At 42.2% G+C, this 15,674-nt stretch carries 13 protein-coding genes; 2 read left to right on the plus strand and 11 right to left on the minus strand.

What is annotated here, in order from left to right:
- Nucleotides 1-108 precede the first annotated feature (108 nt).
- Complete coding sequence (locus CDO33_RS15130) at nt 109-336, plus strand: HPr family phosphocarrier protein (protein ID WP_103081361.1); 228 nt, start codon at nt 109-111, stop codon at nt 334-336.
- A gap of 283 nt (nt 337-619) precedes the next feature.
- Here CDO33_RS15130 and rnr read toward each other — a convergent pair whose 3' ends face one another.
- The 9 genes from rnr to CDO33_RS15180 form a co-directional block, all read right to left on the minus strand.
- Entirely contained in the window at nt 620-2,929 is a 2,310-nt protein-coding gene (rnr, locus tag CDO33_RS15140; RefSeq protein WP_103081363.1) for a ribonuclease R, read from the minus strand.
- A 136-nt stretch (nt 2,930-3,065) separates the two neighbouring features.
- Nucleotides 3,066-3,311, minus strand: coding sequence for a preprotein translocase subunit SecG (gene secG, locus CDO33_RS15145; protein WP_103081364.1), 246 nt, complete (start codon nt 3,309-3,311; stop codon nt 3,066-3,068).
- Between the two features lie 96 nt (nt 3,312-3,407).
- Entirely contained in the window at nt 3,408-4,730 is a 1,323-nt protein-coding gene (gene eno, locus CDO33_RS15150; RefSeq protein ID WP_103081365.1) for a phosphopyruvate hydratase, read from the minus strand.
- A 274-nt stretch (nt 4,731-5,004) separates the two neighbouring features.
- Nucleotides 5,005-6,543 carry a 2,3-bisphosphoglycerate-independent phosphoglycerate mutase gene (gene gpmI, locus CDO33_RS15155; protein WP_103081366.1) on the minus strand — a complete coding sequence of 513 codons (1,539 nt, stop codon included), beginning with the start codon at nt 6,541-6,543 and terminating at the stop codon, nt 5,005-5,007.
- A gap of 226 nt (nt 6,544-6,769) precedes the next feature.
- Nucleotides 6,770-7,729: an acetylxylan esterase gene (locus tag CDO33_RS15160; RefSeq protein ID WP_103081367.1), complete on the minus strand. Its 960-nt coding sequence runs from the start codon at nt 7,727-7,729 to the stop codon at nt 6,770-6,772.
- Nucleotides 7,730-8,059: 330 nt separating this feature from the next.
- On the minus strand, nt 8,060-10,006 hold the full coding sequence (gene tpiA / locus CDO33_RS15165; RefSeq protein WP_103081368.1) for a triose-phosphate isomerase: 1,947 nt from the start codon (nt 10,004-10,006) through the stop codon (nt 8,060-8,062).
- 426 nt (nt 10,007-10,432) lie between these two features.
- The gene (gene gap / locus CDO33_RS15170) at nt 10,433-11,443 is read right to left on the minus strand and encodes a type I glyceraldehyde-3-phosphate dehydrogenase (RefSeq protein WP_103081369.1); all 1,011 of its coding nucleotides are present in this window, start codon (nt 11,441-11,443) and stop codon (nt 10,433-10,435) included.
- Between the two features lie 437 nt (nt 11,444-11,880).
- Complete coding sequence (locus tag CDO33_RS15175) at nt 11,881-12,348, minus strand: hypothetical protein (RefSeq protein WP_103081370.1); 468 nt, start codon at nt 12,346-12,348, stop codon at nt 11,881-11,883.
- Nucleotides 12,349-12,528: 180 nt separating this feature from the next.
- Entirely contained in the window at nt 12,529-13,092 is a 564-nt protein-coding gene (locus CDO33_RS15180) for an AAA family ATPase (RefSeq protein ID WP_103081371.1), read from the minus strand.
- Between the two features lie 634 nt (nt 13,093-13,726).
- On the opposite strand from CDO33_RS15180, the gene CDO33_RS15185 reads away from it, so the two are divergent.
- Nucleotides 13,727-14,503: a DeoR/GlpR family DNA-binding transcription regulator gene (locus CDO33_RS15185; protein WP_161496495.1), complete on the plus strand. Its 777-nt coding sequence runs from the start codon at nt 13,727-13,729 to the stop codon at nt 14,501-14,503.
- 59 nt (nt 14,504-14,562) lie between these two features.
- Here the strand turns inward: CDO33_RS15185 and CDO33_RS15190 are convergent, their stop codons facing one another.
- Together CDO33_RS15190 and CDO33_RS15195 are read right to left on the minus strand one after the other, a co-directional pair.
- Complete coding sequence (locus CDO33_RS15190; RefSeq protein WP_103081373.1) at nt 14,563-14,781, minus strand: hypothetical protein; 219 nt, start codon at nt 14,779-14,781, stop codon at nt 14,563-14,565.
- 28 nt (nt 14,782-14,809) lie between these two features.
- On the minus strand, nt 14,810-15,667 hold the full coding sequence (locus tag CDO33_RS15195; protein ID WP_103081374.1) for an aminoglycoside 6-adenylyltransferase: 858 nt from the start codon (nt 15,665-15,667) through the stop codon (nt 14,810-14,812).
- Between the last annotated feature and the right edge of the window lie 7 nt (nt 15,668-15,674).

Raw genomic sequence — 15,674 nt, forward strand, 5'->3', positions numbered from 1 at the left:
TTGACTTGCAACACCAGAGAGGTTAATATTAAAGTAGATTTCAGCATATACCATATTAATGATGGCTTGTAATAAAATATAAAATAAATTGATAGGAGGTTGTTCTTCATGAAATCATTCAACATTCTTTTGAAGTCCATTAACGAGGTAAAGGACTTTGTTAACGCTGCCAACAGGTATGACTTCGACATAGACCTTACTTCCGGACGTTATGTAGTAGATGCAAAATCAATAATGGGAATTTTCAGCCTTGATCTCAGCAAACCCATAAAGGTTGAGGTTCATTCGGATAATTGCGAAAAGTTCTGCGAGGAGATTAAAAACTTCATAGTTTAATATTTATTATTTGATTTATGTCCATTATGATATAAGTCCATATAATAGAGCCAGCCATGATATAAGTTGTGGCTGGCTTTGTTTGTGCTGTAAGCTGATCAGCCGCATGCCGCTTATGGGTCGTGCTCAGATTAGCAAGCACAGCAAATCCGTTTGCATTCTCAAGATTGCTTTCATGGTGCCGGAACTGGGACACCGGTATCCGTCGAACCTCTACCCTTCATGCTGACTATTCCCATCAGACCCAGCTGTTTTTGCTTTCACCTGCAGCTTAATCCGCGGCTCAATCTTCCTCCATTTCTGCTTCCTTTTTCCGAGACTTCTTTGACTTTTTTCTTCCCGACTTTTTCCCGGTAATATGCGCCAGAACCTTTTCATCTACTGCCTTTTTCCTGGGTCTAGCCTTCTTTTCGGTCCCTTCGCTTTCATTGAGAATCTCATCGGTAAAGTCATCCTCCTGGCCGTCTTCCTGATCGTCTTCTGCCAGGACAAAATCGATCTGCCTCGTAGGAACATCAGCCCGGGCAACCTGAACCCTTACCTCGTCGCCTATGCGGTAAATCTTCCTCGTCCTTTCCCCCATAAGGCAGTACATTTTTTCATTGAACACATAGTAATCATCATCCATGCTGCTCAATCTCACCAAGCCCTCAATGGTGTTCTCCAGCTCAACAAACATGCCAAAGGAGGTTACCCCGGAAATGATACCGGTAAAGATTTCTCCTTCGTGCTGTTTCATGTATTCTACCTTCTTCAGATCCTCTGTCTCACGTTCCGCTTCATCCGCAGCCCTTTCGCGCTCAGAGCACTGCTTTGCGATTTCCGGCAGGTTCCTTTCGAGATATTCTTCCCTTTGCTCATCCATCCTGCCTTTTAGGTAGTCTTTCATTATTCTGTGGATGATGAGGTCCGGATATCTTCTTATGGGAGATGTAAAATGGGAATAATACTTGGCAGCCAAACCAAAATGTCCTGCATTATTGCTGCTGTAGCGGGCCTTTTGAAGGGACCTCAGCATTACAGTGCTTATTATCCTCTCTTCATTCTTGCCTTTTATCTTTTCAAGGAGCTGTTGCAGCGCTTTCGGATGTATCTTGTTTATTCCCTTCAGAGTATAACCCAGATTGTGCACAAACTCTGCCAGGGATTCAATTTTCTCCGGATCGGGGTCTTCATGTATCCTGTAAACAAAAGGTACATTAGCCCAGAAAAAGTGCTCTGCCACAGTCTCATTGCAAACCAGCATAAACTCTTCAATAATCTTGTTGGCTATGGTTATTTCATAGCGCTTAATATCCACCGGCTTTCCTTTTTCATCCAGGATTATTTTTGCCTCTTCAAAGTCAAAATCGATGGCTCCCCGTTCAAATCTCCTCTGCCTGAGGATTAAAGCCAGCTCCTGCATTTTTTGAAAATCGTCCACCAGGTATTCATAGCGTTTTATCAACTCTTCATCTTTTTCCACCAATATCTTATATACATTGGTGTAAGTCATCCTCTCATCTATATTGATGACGCTTTCAAATATTTCATGATCGATTACCTTGCCTTTTCTGTCGATGTCCATCATTACCGTAAAGGCCAGCCTGTCCACCTTCGGATTAAGGCTGCATATTCCGTTGGACAGCTTTTTAGGCAGCATTGGTATTACCCTGTCCACAAGGTACACGCTTGTACCTCTTTTGAGGGCCTCTTTGTCCAGAGGGGAATTTTCCGTTACATAATAGCTTACGTCGGCTATATGCACTCCAAGCCTGTAATTTCCGTTGGGCAGCACTTCAATGGAAACTGCATCATCCAAATCCTTGGCATCTTCACCGTCAATGGTAACCATCCTGAGATTTCTTAGATCCCGCCTGCCTTTTATCATATCCTCGGAAACCACATCCGGTATTGCCTCGGCTTGCCGGATTACCTCCTCCGGAAATTCTTCCTTGAGCTCATAGGCTTTAATAATCGACACAATATCATTGCCCGGGTCATCCTTATCCCCAATGACTTCAATTATCCTGCCTTCGGCATTCCTTCTCTTTTCCGGCCACTTTACGATCTCCGCCACCACTTTATACCCGCTTTTTGCATTGTTAAATTCATCCTTGGGAATGAAAATGTCACCGGATATACGGGTATCATCGGGAACCACAAAGCCAAAATACCGGCTGCTTTCAAAGGTGCCGACCACCGTTTTGTTAGCTCTTTTTAAGATTCTTACAACTTCGCCTTCGGCTTTTCTATCCCCTATTATCTTTTTATTCACCCGCGCCACGACCCTGTCATTATGCATTGCACCGTTCAGGCCATCGGCAGGTATGAAAATGTCCTTTATCTCCTCGTCGTCAGGTATGACAAAACCATAGCCTCTTTCGTTTCCCTGTAGCGTTCCTACCACCAGATTCATCTTCTCCGGTATTCCATACCTGTCCTTTTTGGTTTTGAAAATCTTGCCCTCAGTTTCCAGCTCATCCAGAATTGCCTTCAGTTCATCCTGATCGGATTTGGGCACTCCAAGGATGTAGGCCAGCTCCTTAAAAAGCATGGGCTTATAGGCTTCTTCCGTCATAAATTCCAGTATTTTTTGCTTTCTGTCTTCCATCACAATCTCCTCGTTCGACAATCTATTTATAATTACACTATGTAGTTTATTATTCTCCTTTTGTGTCTGTAATAAACAAAAAAGCTATGTATTTGTACATAGCTTCCTTTCTTTCGGTATCCTATTATTAAGCTTTTTATGAATTAGCTATCAAAACATACAAAGCCAGTGAGGTCACAAGAAATGCAATTGCAGCAAAACCAGTATATTTGCTGAGCATGGCATCTATCGTCTTTCCTTTGTTCTTTCCGAAGAAAGTTTCAGCTCCTCCAGCTATGGACCCTAAACCTGCCGATTTTCCCGACTGCATCAACACTATAACAACTATCGACAACGAAAAAATTATATGGAGAATATTCACAATTACTCTGAGTGCTGTCAAAAAAAACACCTCCCGAAAAATTCACAAATAATATTCTAGCATACTAATAAATAAAAAACAAGCTGAAGCCAGCTTGTTTTTTATTTATATAAACAATTATTTGTTCTTAAGATTGAACCATGCATCCAGTCCGGGATACTCAGCAACCTCACCCAGTTCTTCCTCAATCCTGAGCAGCTGATTGTACTTAGCAACACGGTCTGTTCTGGAAGGGGCACCGGTCTTGATCTGTCCAGCATTGGTAGCCACTGATATATCAGCTATTGTAGCATCCTCAGTCTCACCGGACCTATGGGATGTAACAGCTGTATATCCGGCTCTGTTAGCCATCTGTATAGCATCCAGGGTCTCGGTAAGGGTTCCTATCTGGTTAACCTTGATGAGGATGGAGTTGGCAACTCCCATATCTATACCTTTCTTAAGCCTTTCTGTGTTGGTTACGAAGAGGTCGTCTCCAACCAGCTGAATCTTCTTGCCCAACCTTTCGGTGAGGAGTTTCCAGCCTTCCCAGTCTTCTTCAGCCACACCGTCTTCCAGGGAGATGATGGGGTATTTGTTTGCCAGCTCTTCCCAGAAAGCCACCATTTCTTCTCTGGTCTTCTTGATGTCGCTCTTCCAGAAATAGTAGGTGCCTTCAGGCATATTTCTCTTCTTAGCTTCATCGTACATTTCTGTGGAAGCTGCGTCAATAGCGATTCTGAAGTCTGCTCCCGGCTTGAAGCCTGCTGCTTCGATAGCTTCCATTATCACCTGAATAGCCTCTTCATCGCTCTTTAAGTTAGGTGCAAAACCGCCTTCATCACCTACGGCAGTATTGTAGCCTTTTGATTTGAGAACGCTCTTTAAGCTATGGAATACTTCCGCACACATCCTCAAAGCTTCCTTGAAGCTTGTAGCGCCTACAGGCATGATCATGAATTCCTGTATATTTACGCTGTTGTCGGCATGCTTTCCACCGTTCAGGATGTTCATCATAGGTACAGGCAAAATTTTAGCATTGGTTCCGCCTATGTATTTGTAAAGGCTTACTCCCAGAGCTTCTGCAGCCGCTTTGGCAACAGCGAGGGAAACACCAAGAATAGCATTGGCACCCAGCTTTGCTTTATTGGGTGTGCCATCCAGCTCTATCATTTTCTTGTCTATGGCTACCTGGTCAAATACATTCATGCCTTCTATTTCAGGAGCAATGATGTTGTTAACGTTGTCAACAGCCTTTTGAACACCTTTGCCGAGGTATCTGGATTTGTCTCCATCCCTCAATTCTATAGCCTCAAAAGCTCCGGTTGAAGCTCCTGATGGTACAGCAGCCCTGCCTATGAAACCTCCTTCTACTATAACTTCAACCTCAACGGTCGGATTGCCTCTTGAATCAAGAATTTCTCTAGCGAATACGCTTTCAATCGCCTGATATTGTGTCATCGTTAAATCTACCTCCTCTAAGTATCTTAGTTAACATTTTATAGCGCACTCCAGGCTGTAATTTTCATAAATTAAAGCGCTGTGTATATGGTAAGCCGCTCTGTGTTTAAGATGGCGGCATCCATTCTGACAATAATAGGATATCGCATGTATATAAAAAAGTAAATAAGTTTTGATAATATTTTATCAATACAGTTATTTTACCCATATTAAGAAAATATATCGCTTTTTATCATCATATATTTTCTTACCAACCTATTGGATTTATTATAATTTACTTTTTGATCAACGATTTTCCTGTCATCTCTGCCGGCTTTTCCAATCCCATTATGTCCAGCATGGTCGGTGCCAGGTCGGCAAGCCTTCCTTCGCTGAGCTCAACATCGCCAAGACCTACTGCAATCAAAGGCACCACATTGGTGGTATGGGCGGTAAAGGCACCACCGGTCTCATAATCTATCATCTGCTCCGCATTGCCGTGATCCGCAGTGATGAGCACCACACCGTCCTGTGCCCGAACTGCATCCACTATCTTGCCTATGCACTGGTCAATAGCCTCAACTGCAGCTTTCGCCGCATCGAAAACTCCGGTATGACCAACCATGTCACAGTTAGCGAAGTTCAGAATAATCACATCATATTTTTTGGATTCAATTCTCCTGAGAGCTTCCTCGGTAACTTCAAAAGCGCTCATTTCAGGCTTGAGATCGTAAGTTGCCACCTTCGGGGAAGGTATGAGAGCCCTGTCCTCACCTTCATAAACGGTTTCCACACCGCCGTTGAAGAAGAATGTAACGTGAGCATATTTTTCTGTCTCGGCTATCCTCAGCTGAGTATAACCTTTCTTGCTTATATATTCTCCAAAGGTATTGGTCAGGCTTTCCGGCTTGAAAGCCACTTCTACATTAGGCATCGTCTTGTCGTACTGGGTCATGCAAACATAGAATACAGGGAAAAATCCATTCTGTCTTTCAAAACCGTTAAACTCAGGATCCACAAATGTTCTGGTGATTTCCCTCGCCCTGTCCGGCCGGAAATTGAAGAAGATGATGGAGTCGTTCCTGCCTATGGTGGCTACAGGTTTTCCATTCTCAACAATAACCGTGGGTTTTACAAATTCATCCAGTTCCTGTCTCGCATAGGATTCCTCCACCGCCTGAATCGCGCTTTCAGCAGTTAAACCCTGGCCCAAAACCATGGCGTCATAGGCGAGCTTTACCCTTTCCCAGCGATTATCCCTGTCCATGGCATAATATCTACCCATTACGGAAGCTATCTTTCCCACGCCAATAGCATCAAGCCTGTTTTCCAGCTCCTTCACATACTCTAGCGCGCTGTCCGGCGGAACATCCCTACCATCAAAGAAGCAGTGTATATATACATCCTTAAGTCCCTGCTTTTTGGCCAGTTCCACCAGAGCATAGAGGTGGGTATTGTGGCTGTGGACTCCTCCATCGGATAAAAGCCCGTATAAATGCAGCTTGGAGTTATTTCTCTTGCAGTTTTCCACCGCATCAAGAAACTCCTTCTTTTCAAAGAAGTCGCCGTCTTCTATGGACTTGGTTATTCTAGTGAGCTCCTGGTATACTATCCTTCCTGCGCCGATGTTGGTATGACCCACTTCCGAGTTACCCATCTGGCCTCTGGGAAGGCCTACATCCATTCCGCTGGTATGTACAACGGTATTGGGATATTCCTTAAGCAACCTGTCTATATTTGGCTTGTACGCAGCCTTGATGGCATTGCCTTCTTCCCTTTCGTTTATACCGAAGCCGTCTAAAATCATCAATGTTATCAATTGCTTTCCTTTCATATTTTACACTCCATTCAGTAGCTATTATATTTGTCCAAATTTAAACTTTATTTGTTACCATTTTAACATTTTTATCATGTCTGATGCAAAAAAATTTTTCAATCTCTAGTTCATACTAGAAATTCATCAAAAAGACATACATCAATTCCAAATGAAAATATAGCCTGTCCGATAAAGCGCAGCTTGCCATACAAGCTGCGCTTTATTCAAAACTCCTTTTCTACTTCTACAGGCCCATCATGAATTCATAAGTCATGTCACCAAAGGAAGGCAGCCATTCATGGCCGAAATCCGGATAGATTACCATATCCTTCGGCGCTGTTATTTTATTGTATACTGCAAACTGTGTGGACGGCGGGCATATAGTGTCCATCAACCCTGTTCCCATAAGCACCTGGCCTTTTATCCTCTTTGCCAGATACTGCACATCTATATAGCCAAGCCTTGTAAATATCTCCTCTTCACGCTTGTGGGTAGGGTCAAAATGCCGGAAAAAGTCTTTCAGTTCGGCGTAGGCATTTTGTGCGAGGTCCATCTCCCATACTCTTTTGTAATCACACAAGAAGGGATAAATCGGAGCCAGCCGCTTTATACGCGGTTCCAAAGCAGCGCATACCAGAGTCAAAGCACCGCCCTGGGAGCCACCCATGGCACCTACTCTGTTTTCATCCACTTCCGGGAAGCTCATGACGATGGAAGCCAGCTGGGCTGTATCCAGAAAGATATGCCTGAACAGCATATTCTCCGGTGAATCATCCAGACCTCTTATGATATGTCCGTGAAATGTGTTTCCTTTCACTCCCCCGACATCCTCTGAAATTCCGCCCTGACCCCGGCAGTCCAGCACTGCCACTGAAAAGCCGCTGGCCACATAATTGAGTTTGTCATTCCAGTCTCCGGAGCTTCCCGTATAACCGTGAAACTGTATAACAGCGGGGTGAGGTTCGGTGCTGTTCTTAGGTCTCAAATACTTTGCATGTATCCTGGCCCCTCTCACTCCTGTAAAAAAGAGATCAAAGCACTCTGCACATGGTGCCTGAAACTTGCTGGGTATAAGCTCCACCTGAGGGTCCAGGGATTTCATTTCTGCGATGGAAGCATCCCAAAAAGCATCAAAGTCGTCGGGACATGGATTGATACCCTGATATTTTTTCAATTCCTCTAATGGCATATCTACTATCGGCATAATCTTTACCTCATTTCCCTACTTTTTAGAATATAATCGATATTATTCTACACGAAGCATAGTCGATATTATTCTACATGAAACAGTAAACTCCTTTTTGCATATGGATAAAATTATATGAATAAAATTCAGATTTGGTATCTGTTCGCTGCCTTCTCACACCTTCACCTATGAAAAAACCTGTACCAGAACAACATAGCCTGGTATAAGTTCAAGCTTCTCATATTATCATATATGACTAAAAACACCCCACCGGCCATATTCAGCCAGTGAGGTGTTTTCTAATCCGGAAATAAATCTATTATATCCTGATATATCAGCTAATCGCTATTATTTATTATATCTTGCTATCTTTGTGAAGTCGTCGAGCTTAAGGCTTGCTCCGCCTACAAGACCACCGTCTATATCGGACATGGAGAAGAGATCGGCAGCATTTTCGGCGTTGACGCTTCCACCGTATTGAATACGTACAGCCTCAGCAGTATCTTCACCATAGAGGCTCTTGATTGTATTCCTGATTATGCCGCATACTTCATTTGCCTGCTCGTTGGTTGCAGTCTTACCAGTTCCGATAGCCCAGATAGGTTCATAAGCTATAACAAGCTTTTTAACCTGGTCTGCGCTGAGGCCCTTAAGCGCTATCTTAACCTGGTATCTTATGAGGTCTTCGGTTACTCCCTGTTCTCTCTGGGTAAGGGATTCCCCAACACAGATGATGGGGGTCAGACCATATTTAAATGCAGCATGAACTTTCTTGTTGACGGTTTCATCCGTCTCTGCGAAATACTGTCTTCTTTCGCTGTGGCCTATTATTACATAGTCAACACCCAAGTCTGCCAGCATAGGTCCTGAAACCTCACCGGTAAAAGCACCTTTTTCTTCCCAATGCATATTCTGAGCGGCAACCTTTATATTGGAGCCTTCAACAGCTTTTTTAACTGCAGGCAGGCAAACAAAGGGAACACCTACTACCACTTCAGTATCTGCATCGGCAACCCTTGGCTTCAATGCTTCTACAAATTCTACCGCTTCACTGGCAGTCTTGTTCATCTTCCAGTTTCCTGCAGCTATCTTTTTCCTCGGGTTTTTATCCATCAAAACAGCTATACCGGGGAGAACCTTTCCTTCAAGGAATTCCAGGGATGCTCCACCACCGGTGGAAATATGTGTTATCTTATCAGCAAAGCCCAATTGTTCAATGGCTGCAGCAGAGTCTCCTCCACCAACTATTGAAATGGCACCGGATTCAGCAACTGCACGGGCGATTTCCTTAGTACCGGTAGCAAAATTCGGGAACTCGAAAACTCCCATAGGACCATTCCAAACTATTGTCTTGGATTTCTTTATTTCCTTGGAGAACTGCTCAATTGTGAGGGAACCGATATCCATTCCCATCCAACCATCAGGCATTGCATCGGAAGGAACATACTTATACTCGGTGTCGTTCTTGAATTCCTTACCAACTATGCTGCCTATCGGAAGCATAAGTTTTACGCCTTTCTTTTCAGCTTTTTCCATCAGGCTCTTTGCCAGATCCAGCTTGTCATTTTCACAGATGGAATCGCCAATCTTGTATCCTTTTGCTTTCAGGAAGGTATATGCCATTCCTCCGCCTATAATCAGAGTATCCACCTTGTCCAGAAGGTTTTCTATAACACCGATCTTATCGGAAACTTTTGCTCCACCAAGTATGGCTGTAAACGGCCTTTCGGGGTTGGAAAGGGCTTTGCCCATGAATTCGATTTCCTTCTTTATAAGGTAGCCGCATACTGCAGGGAGATAATCAGCCAGGCCTGCCGTGGATGCATGAGCCCTGTGGGCAGTTCCGAAAGCATCGTTAACATAAATTTCAGCCAGGCTTGCCAGTTCTTTTGCAAAAGCCGGATCATTCTTTTCTTCTTCCTTATGGAATCTTACATTCTCCAGCATCAAAACTTCACCGGGTTTCAAAGCTGCAGCTTTAGCCTTTGCATCTTCTCCGATGACATCCTTTGCCATTATAACTTCCTTGCCCAGAAGTTCGCTTAATCTTACAGCTGTCGGTTTCATGCTGTACTTTTCTTCAAAGCCGTTCTTGGGCCTTCCCAAATGGGAAACAAGAATTGTTTTGGCGCCTTTGTCAACAAGGTATTTTATTGTAGGCAGGGCTCCTACTATTCTTTTATCATCCGTTATATTCCTGTTCTCATCCAACGGGACATTGAAGTCAACTCTTACTATGACCTTTTTGCCGCTAACATCAATATCTTCGATGGTCTTTTTGTTTAGCATACTCATTTTTTTCACTCTCCTGTTATGTATTTATTATAAAAGAAGGCACTCCTAAACCCTCAAGACTACCTTACAAGAAAGGCTTGCCCTCCTTGCTTTATATTTGAAAATTCTTCCCAAAGTGCATAATTGTTATTCGGGTTAACCGTTTACATTTTACATCTTTTTGCCTTTATTTTCAATAGGCGCAAGGAAATTAATCAAATTTTTAACAAACCCTTCATATGACTGCTTCTCTAGACAGATGCCGGTTTCATTATATAAAGAGCCCTCTCCCTTTAACCATAAACGTGAGAGTGGCTCTTTTAAATGGTTTTGCGAAAAGCCGCATTACTGCAGCATTATTGGTAAGGAGAGAGCTTGAGAACAAAAAGTTTTCCTGAAATGCAAAAGTCCGGTTTGGATTCAAACCGGACTTATCAGTATCTTTAATTATTTAGCGTCAACTTCAGCCATGTGGCAAATCAGGTCAACAACCTTGTTGGAATAACCCCACTCATTGTCATACCAAGCGATGAGTTTTACAAAGTTGTCATTCAAGGATATACCTGCTTTTGCGTCAAATATTGAAGTACGAGGATCACCTATGAAATCTGATGATACTACTTCGTCTTCAGTGTATCCGAGGATACCCTTTAATTCATTTTCTGAAGCTTTCTTGATAGCAGCCTTGATTTCCTCATAAGTTGCAGGCTTTTCAAGACGGCAGGTCAAGTCTACAACAGATACATCAGGAGTAGGAACTCTCATGGACATACCTGTGAGTTTTCCGTTCAAATCAGGAATAACCTTTCCAACAGCTTTTGCAGCACCTGTGGATGAAGGAATTATATTAGCTGCAGCTGCACGGCCGCCTCTCCAGTCTTTCTTTGAAGGACCGTCAACAGTCTTCTGAGTAGCTGTGTAGGAGTGAACTGTTGTCATCAGACCTTCAATGATTCCAAAGTTTTCATGAACAACCTTAGCCAAAGGAGCAAGACAGTTGGTTGTGCAGGATGCGTTGGATACTACGTTCATATCCTTGGTGTATGTGTTGTGGTTAACGCCCATAACGAACATCGGAGCATCCTTTGAAGGAGCGCTTATAACAACTTTCTTTGCTCCACCCTTGAAGTGAGCTGATGCCTTAGCAGTTTCTGTGAACACACCGGTTGATTCAACTATGTACTCAGCTCCGCAGGAAGACCATGGAATCTCCTCAGGGTTCATAGCTGCAAATACGGAAATTTCCTTTCCGTTAACAACCAGCTTGTCACCTTTTACTTCAACTGTTCCATCGAACTTGCCATGTACAGTATCATATGTCAACATATATTTCATGTACTCAAGATCGATGAAGGGATCGTTTATACCTTTAACTTCAACATTAGGGTTTTTAATTGCAGCCCTAAAAACAAGACGGCCTATACGACCAAAACCATTAATACCTATCTTTACTGCCATTTTTCCGACCTCCTTAGCAATTTATTTATAATAGCCGCATTTTGCAGCCAGATGCAGTAAACATTCCATATGGGATTTTTTACATCAAAGTTTATTTTACATTATTTATAGTATTATTTCAATAGATATGCGGAAATTTAATTTATTTTTTAACAAAGTGCGCACCCATACAGATATATATTCTACCGAATCGGAAAAAATTATGCACGCAAGGATGGGAGCTTCTTTTGAGGAAGGTCAAATCTTTATAGCTTCAAAAGGAATAATCATTCTTTATGATGACATATATCCAGTATGACGTGCCCTGTTCACCAGGAGTTGTAAACCTGGGACAGCCATAACGTTCAAAAACCGCCATGCTCCTTTTTCATCAGGCATAATTTTATAGCCTTCTTCCTTCAGCTTTTCTATACATCTATACTCTTTAGAGCAAACATCTATACATATGGTCTTTCATCAATGTAGTAGACCCGGTGCCCTTTATTCTCTTTAAGACCGATGGACTGATAAAACTCTTCCTCGCAATCTTCAACTATATAAGCACTTATAAAGGTTGCGCCCATCCTCCTTAACTCATTTATCAGAATATCGCCCATTTTTTTGCCGATTCCAAAAGCATCCTTTTCAATTAAAGAGCCGTTTTCATATTTCAAACCTTTCCCCTGCAATTCCAGCTCCAGACAAAACTCCATTATTACCCCCGAAAGGCCATCAAACATGGCACGGGCAATACCTACCAATTTCTCGCCCTGGAAAGCTCCAATTATTATGCTGCTATGATTTAAAGGCTTTGCTGCCGTCTCTTTTCCATAGCCAACCTCACAAATATCATTTCTTACATAAAAGTCCCATAATTGGTCAGCGGATATTTTAGGATTAACCTCTATCACTATATCCATATCCATAAATTATACCTCCCTCTTTTGAACTAAAGCTTTCTGCACCGGCTATCCTGCCATTATTCCCGCGCCGGAATATAAAGAATGAAATCTACAAGCCAAACCAGCTTAACTACAGCCTTAAATTGTTTTTGTCACCATTATATACCATTGGGTATGCTTATGCAATAATAAACGAACATTTGTTCATTCCTGTATCACTTTGAAAATTTTTAATCGCAATTCATCAATGGATGGACTATAGTCGTTTGTAGTATCAATAAAAAAGGTGGGCACATCTAATCTCGGTTCACCATAGGGTTTTACCTCTGCTTTATATCCTTTCCTTGTGAGATCGACACCTTCATCGCCATGGAAATATTCTCTCATCGGATTATCCAGCCCACGGCTAATATATCTTTTTTGGGCAATTTCATCCTCAACCTTGCATATCAGCATGAAGATTTTAGCTTTACTTTTAAGCGCCTCCAGCTTCGATTCCCATACTTTATGCTGAAAAGCCGCCTCTGCTATTAAAGACACATTACTATCCAAAAGGTTTTTGACTGTGGCGAAAAAAATATCAGTTACAACTTTATTCGTATCATCAGGCAACTCTGAATGCCGTTTCTGAAATGTATTTACATATCCCTCCTTTATCTCATCCCGGGAAATTAACGGCAGATACAATTCACTGCTCAGCTTCTTAGAAAATGTTGTCTTCCCCGAACCCGGTCTGCCTGTGACCACTAACAAGTACGGTTTTATCATTCTTTATCTCTCCTTTTTAATTACTGCCATATGCATATATGTAAAATTACCCATGATGCTTTGAATGTGTTCTTGCGCCGGACCAATGAATCTTCTATTTAAGATATGTAAATACATATTATCAAGGGGTGAGATAGAAATATTCATTTGGTACACCTTCCATTTCAGATTTGCTATATATTGTATTCTACATTTTACATCTGAAGTCCTACCAAAACGTTGATTTTGAAGCTTTCATGCCTTTGATTTTCAGAGAAGCAGTAATCAGGCCTGAACAATGCGCTTTAAAGCATTAATGTCAGTTGTGCAAAATGCCGAATGTGAGTTAAACCATTATAATGCTCACTTATTATTTCATAACCCGACAAAGTTAAGAAACAGTTCTTTATACACATTTAGTACAATACCCATAATGCCTTCCATAGACAATGGAAACCAAATATAGTACTCATCTTATGCAGTTGAACATTTCACGATCGATTCACAATCATTAATGATTATTAATAATCGTTCACGTATTTTAATGAAAATTCAAAAAACAATATTGCAATTCATGAATATTCATGATATAATATGAACAAATATGAATAGTGTCGACACTGATTATCTTAATAACAAGAAAGGAGAAGATTCTATGTTTATTGAGGAAAGGCATCGGGCAATTCTCGATATCATTTCTACAAAGGGCAGAATATCTATTGCAGAGATACAAGAGAAGTTTAATATTTCTGATGATTCGGCAAGGCGGGATTTGAGAATACTGGAAGAAAAGGGGCTCTTAAAGAGAACCCATGGCGGCGCAATTCCCGTAAGGCAGGTCGCCTTCGGCAAGCCACCCAAAACCACATGCAAAGATATCACAGAGGTTAAGGAAAACTATCTGGCCATAGCCAAAAAAGCGGTTTCAATGATAAAGGATAATGACGTAGTATTTATCATGCAGGCAACCGTCGGATATTTTATGGCGCAAAACTTGCCTGATAACATCCGAATTCGCGTGGTTACAAACTCAATAATTATAGCAGAAGAACTAAGAAAAAAGGATAATATATCCGTAATCCTTTTGGGCGGAGAAATGGATAACAAAGGAACTTGTTATGATGCCTTCGCCATCGACATGATCAGGCGGTTGAGGTTTGACAAATCTTTTATCACGGCAGCCTGCATTTCACCGAAATTTGGCTTGTCCATCCAAAAATCTCAGGCAATAGGATTTTGGAACGCAGTAATCGACAGTTCGAAAGAAACCATAGGGCTGTTTCCAACAGAGAAAATCGGATTTGAATCAGTAGTCAGCATTTGCCCGGCCAACAGGCTGGATATACTGGTTACCGACTGGGATGCACCGGAGGAGGATTTAAAGGCTTTTGACGAGCAAGGAATCAAGATCGTAGTGGTGGATAAGGAATAGCTTCGGAGCGGGATTCCCGCTCCGTTCCAGATTCCGGGACAGAAAAGAGCCAAAGGCTTTTACAGCAGCTCTTTTAATTCAAGGGCTCTTTTATAGAGCTTATCAAATTCACACCCGCAGCTGCCGCATTCTTTATCCGCCTGCTCAATAGCTGAAATTAACGCATTTTTGTCTCCTCTTCCCTCCAGCCAAGCTTTTGCGGGAGCATCAATCAAATCCCAGCCTGACTCCGCAAATTTTGTCATAATGGCTTTCAGTTCATTCTCATGCTCGTTCATTGTAAGTCCCCCTTTTCCTTTAGCTGCATCATGACTGACGCAGCATTATTTCATTCTTAATTCTGTTCAGGTACTTTATCATGGCATCTTCCTCCCTCTGGTTGTAAACATAACCGCCATACTCAGCGACACGCAAGGCTGCTGTGTGAAATAAGTCGCAGGCAGTAAAAACAGAAGCCCAGAGGTTCTCATAGTTGCTATCCGAATATGTTTGGGAATACATTGCATACAAATCCGGTGGCAGATGTTTTTTGAAGTACTTGCCAAACTTCCCGGCGGAAACTGAAAAATTCGTATTGATACCAATATACCATTCAATCATTTTGTTTAACATATCCCGGACATAATCATTGAACATCTTCATAGCATACGGCAATTCATCCCTGGCAATACCTTTTCCAACATTGTTCAGGCACCACCAGAACTCATTGCAACAGTCTGCAAACAGCTTTTCGGTCGGAGGCTTGATGTGCCAGTGTTTATCAGTTGGTGCAGGCAGCGGAGGCAAAGTCCCGTCTTTGTCCAAAAGCACAATCGCCGGCTCACCGTCATCAACATAAGGAGCATATTCAATGCTCAAATCAATTCTATTCCCATCGTCAAAAATCATTAAATATGCAAAATGCCCATCTCCTTCAGGCGGAATTAACGACATGTTTTCCGGCATTTGCAGTATAGCAGGCTTTCCAAAATTCTTTTCAATCCATTCCACGTTGTTGTAAAAAGGCTTTATGTCCTTTACAAAGTAAGTGATGTCATAGTCCTGATATTTGTCCCTGGGAACAGTGGGATTAGCCCGGGAGCCAACCATTAAAACAGCTCGAATCCGATCATCTGCCTTGGCAACACCAATTATCAGATCCATCATTTCTTGTTCACTGCGCATAGCAACA

It is taken from the genome of Clostridium thermosuccinogenes, from assembly GCF_002896855.1.
GTDB classification, from domain to species: Bacteria; Bacillota; Clostridia; order Acetivibrionales; family DSM-5807; genus Pseudoclostridium; species Pseudoclostridium thermosuccinogenes.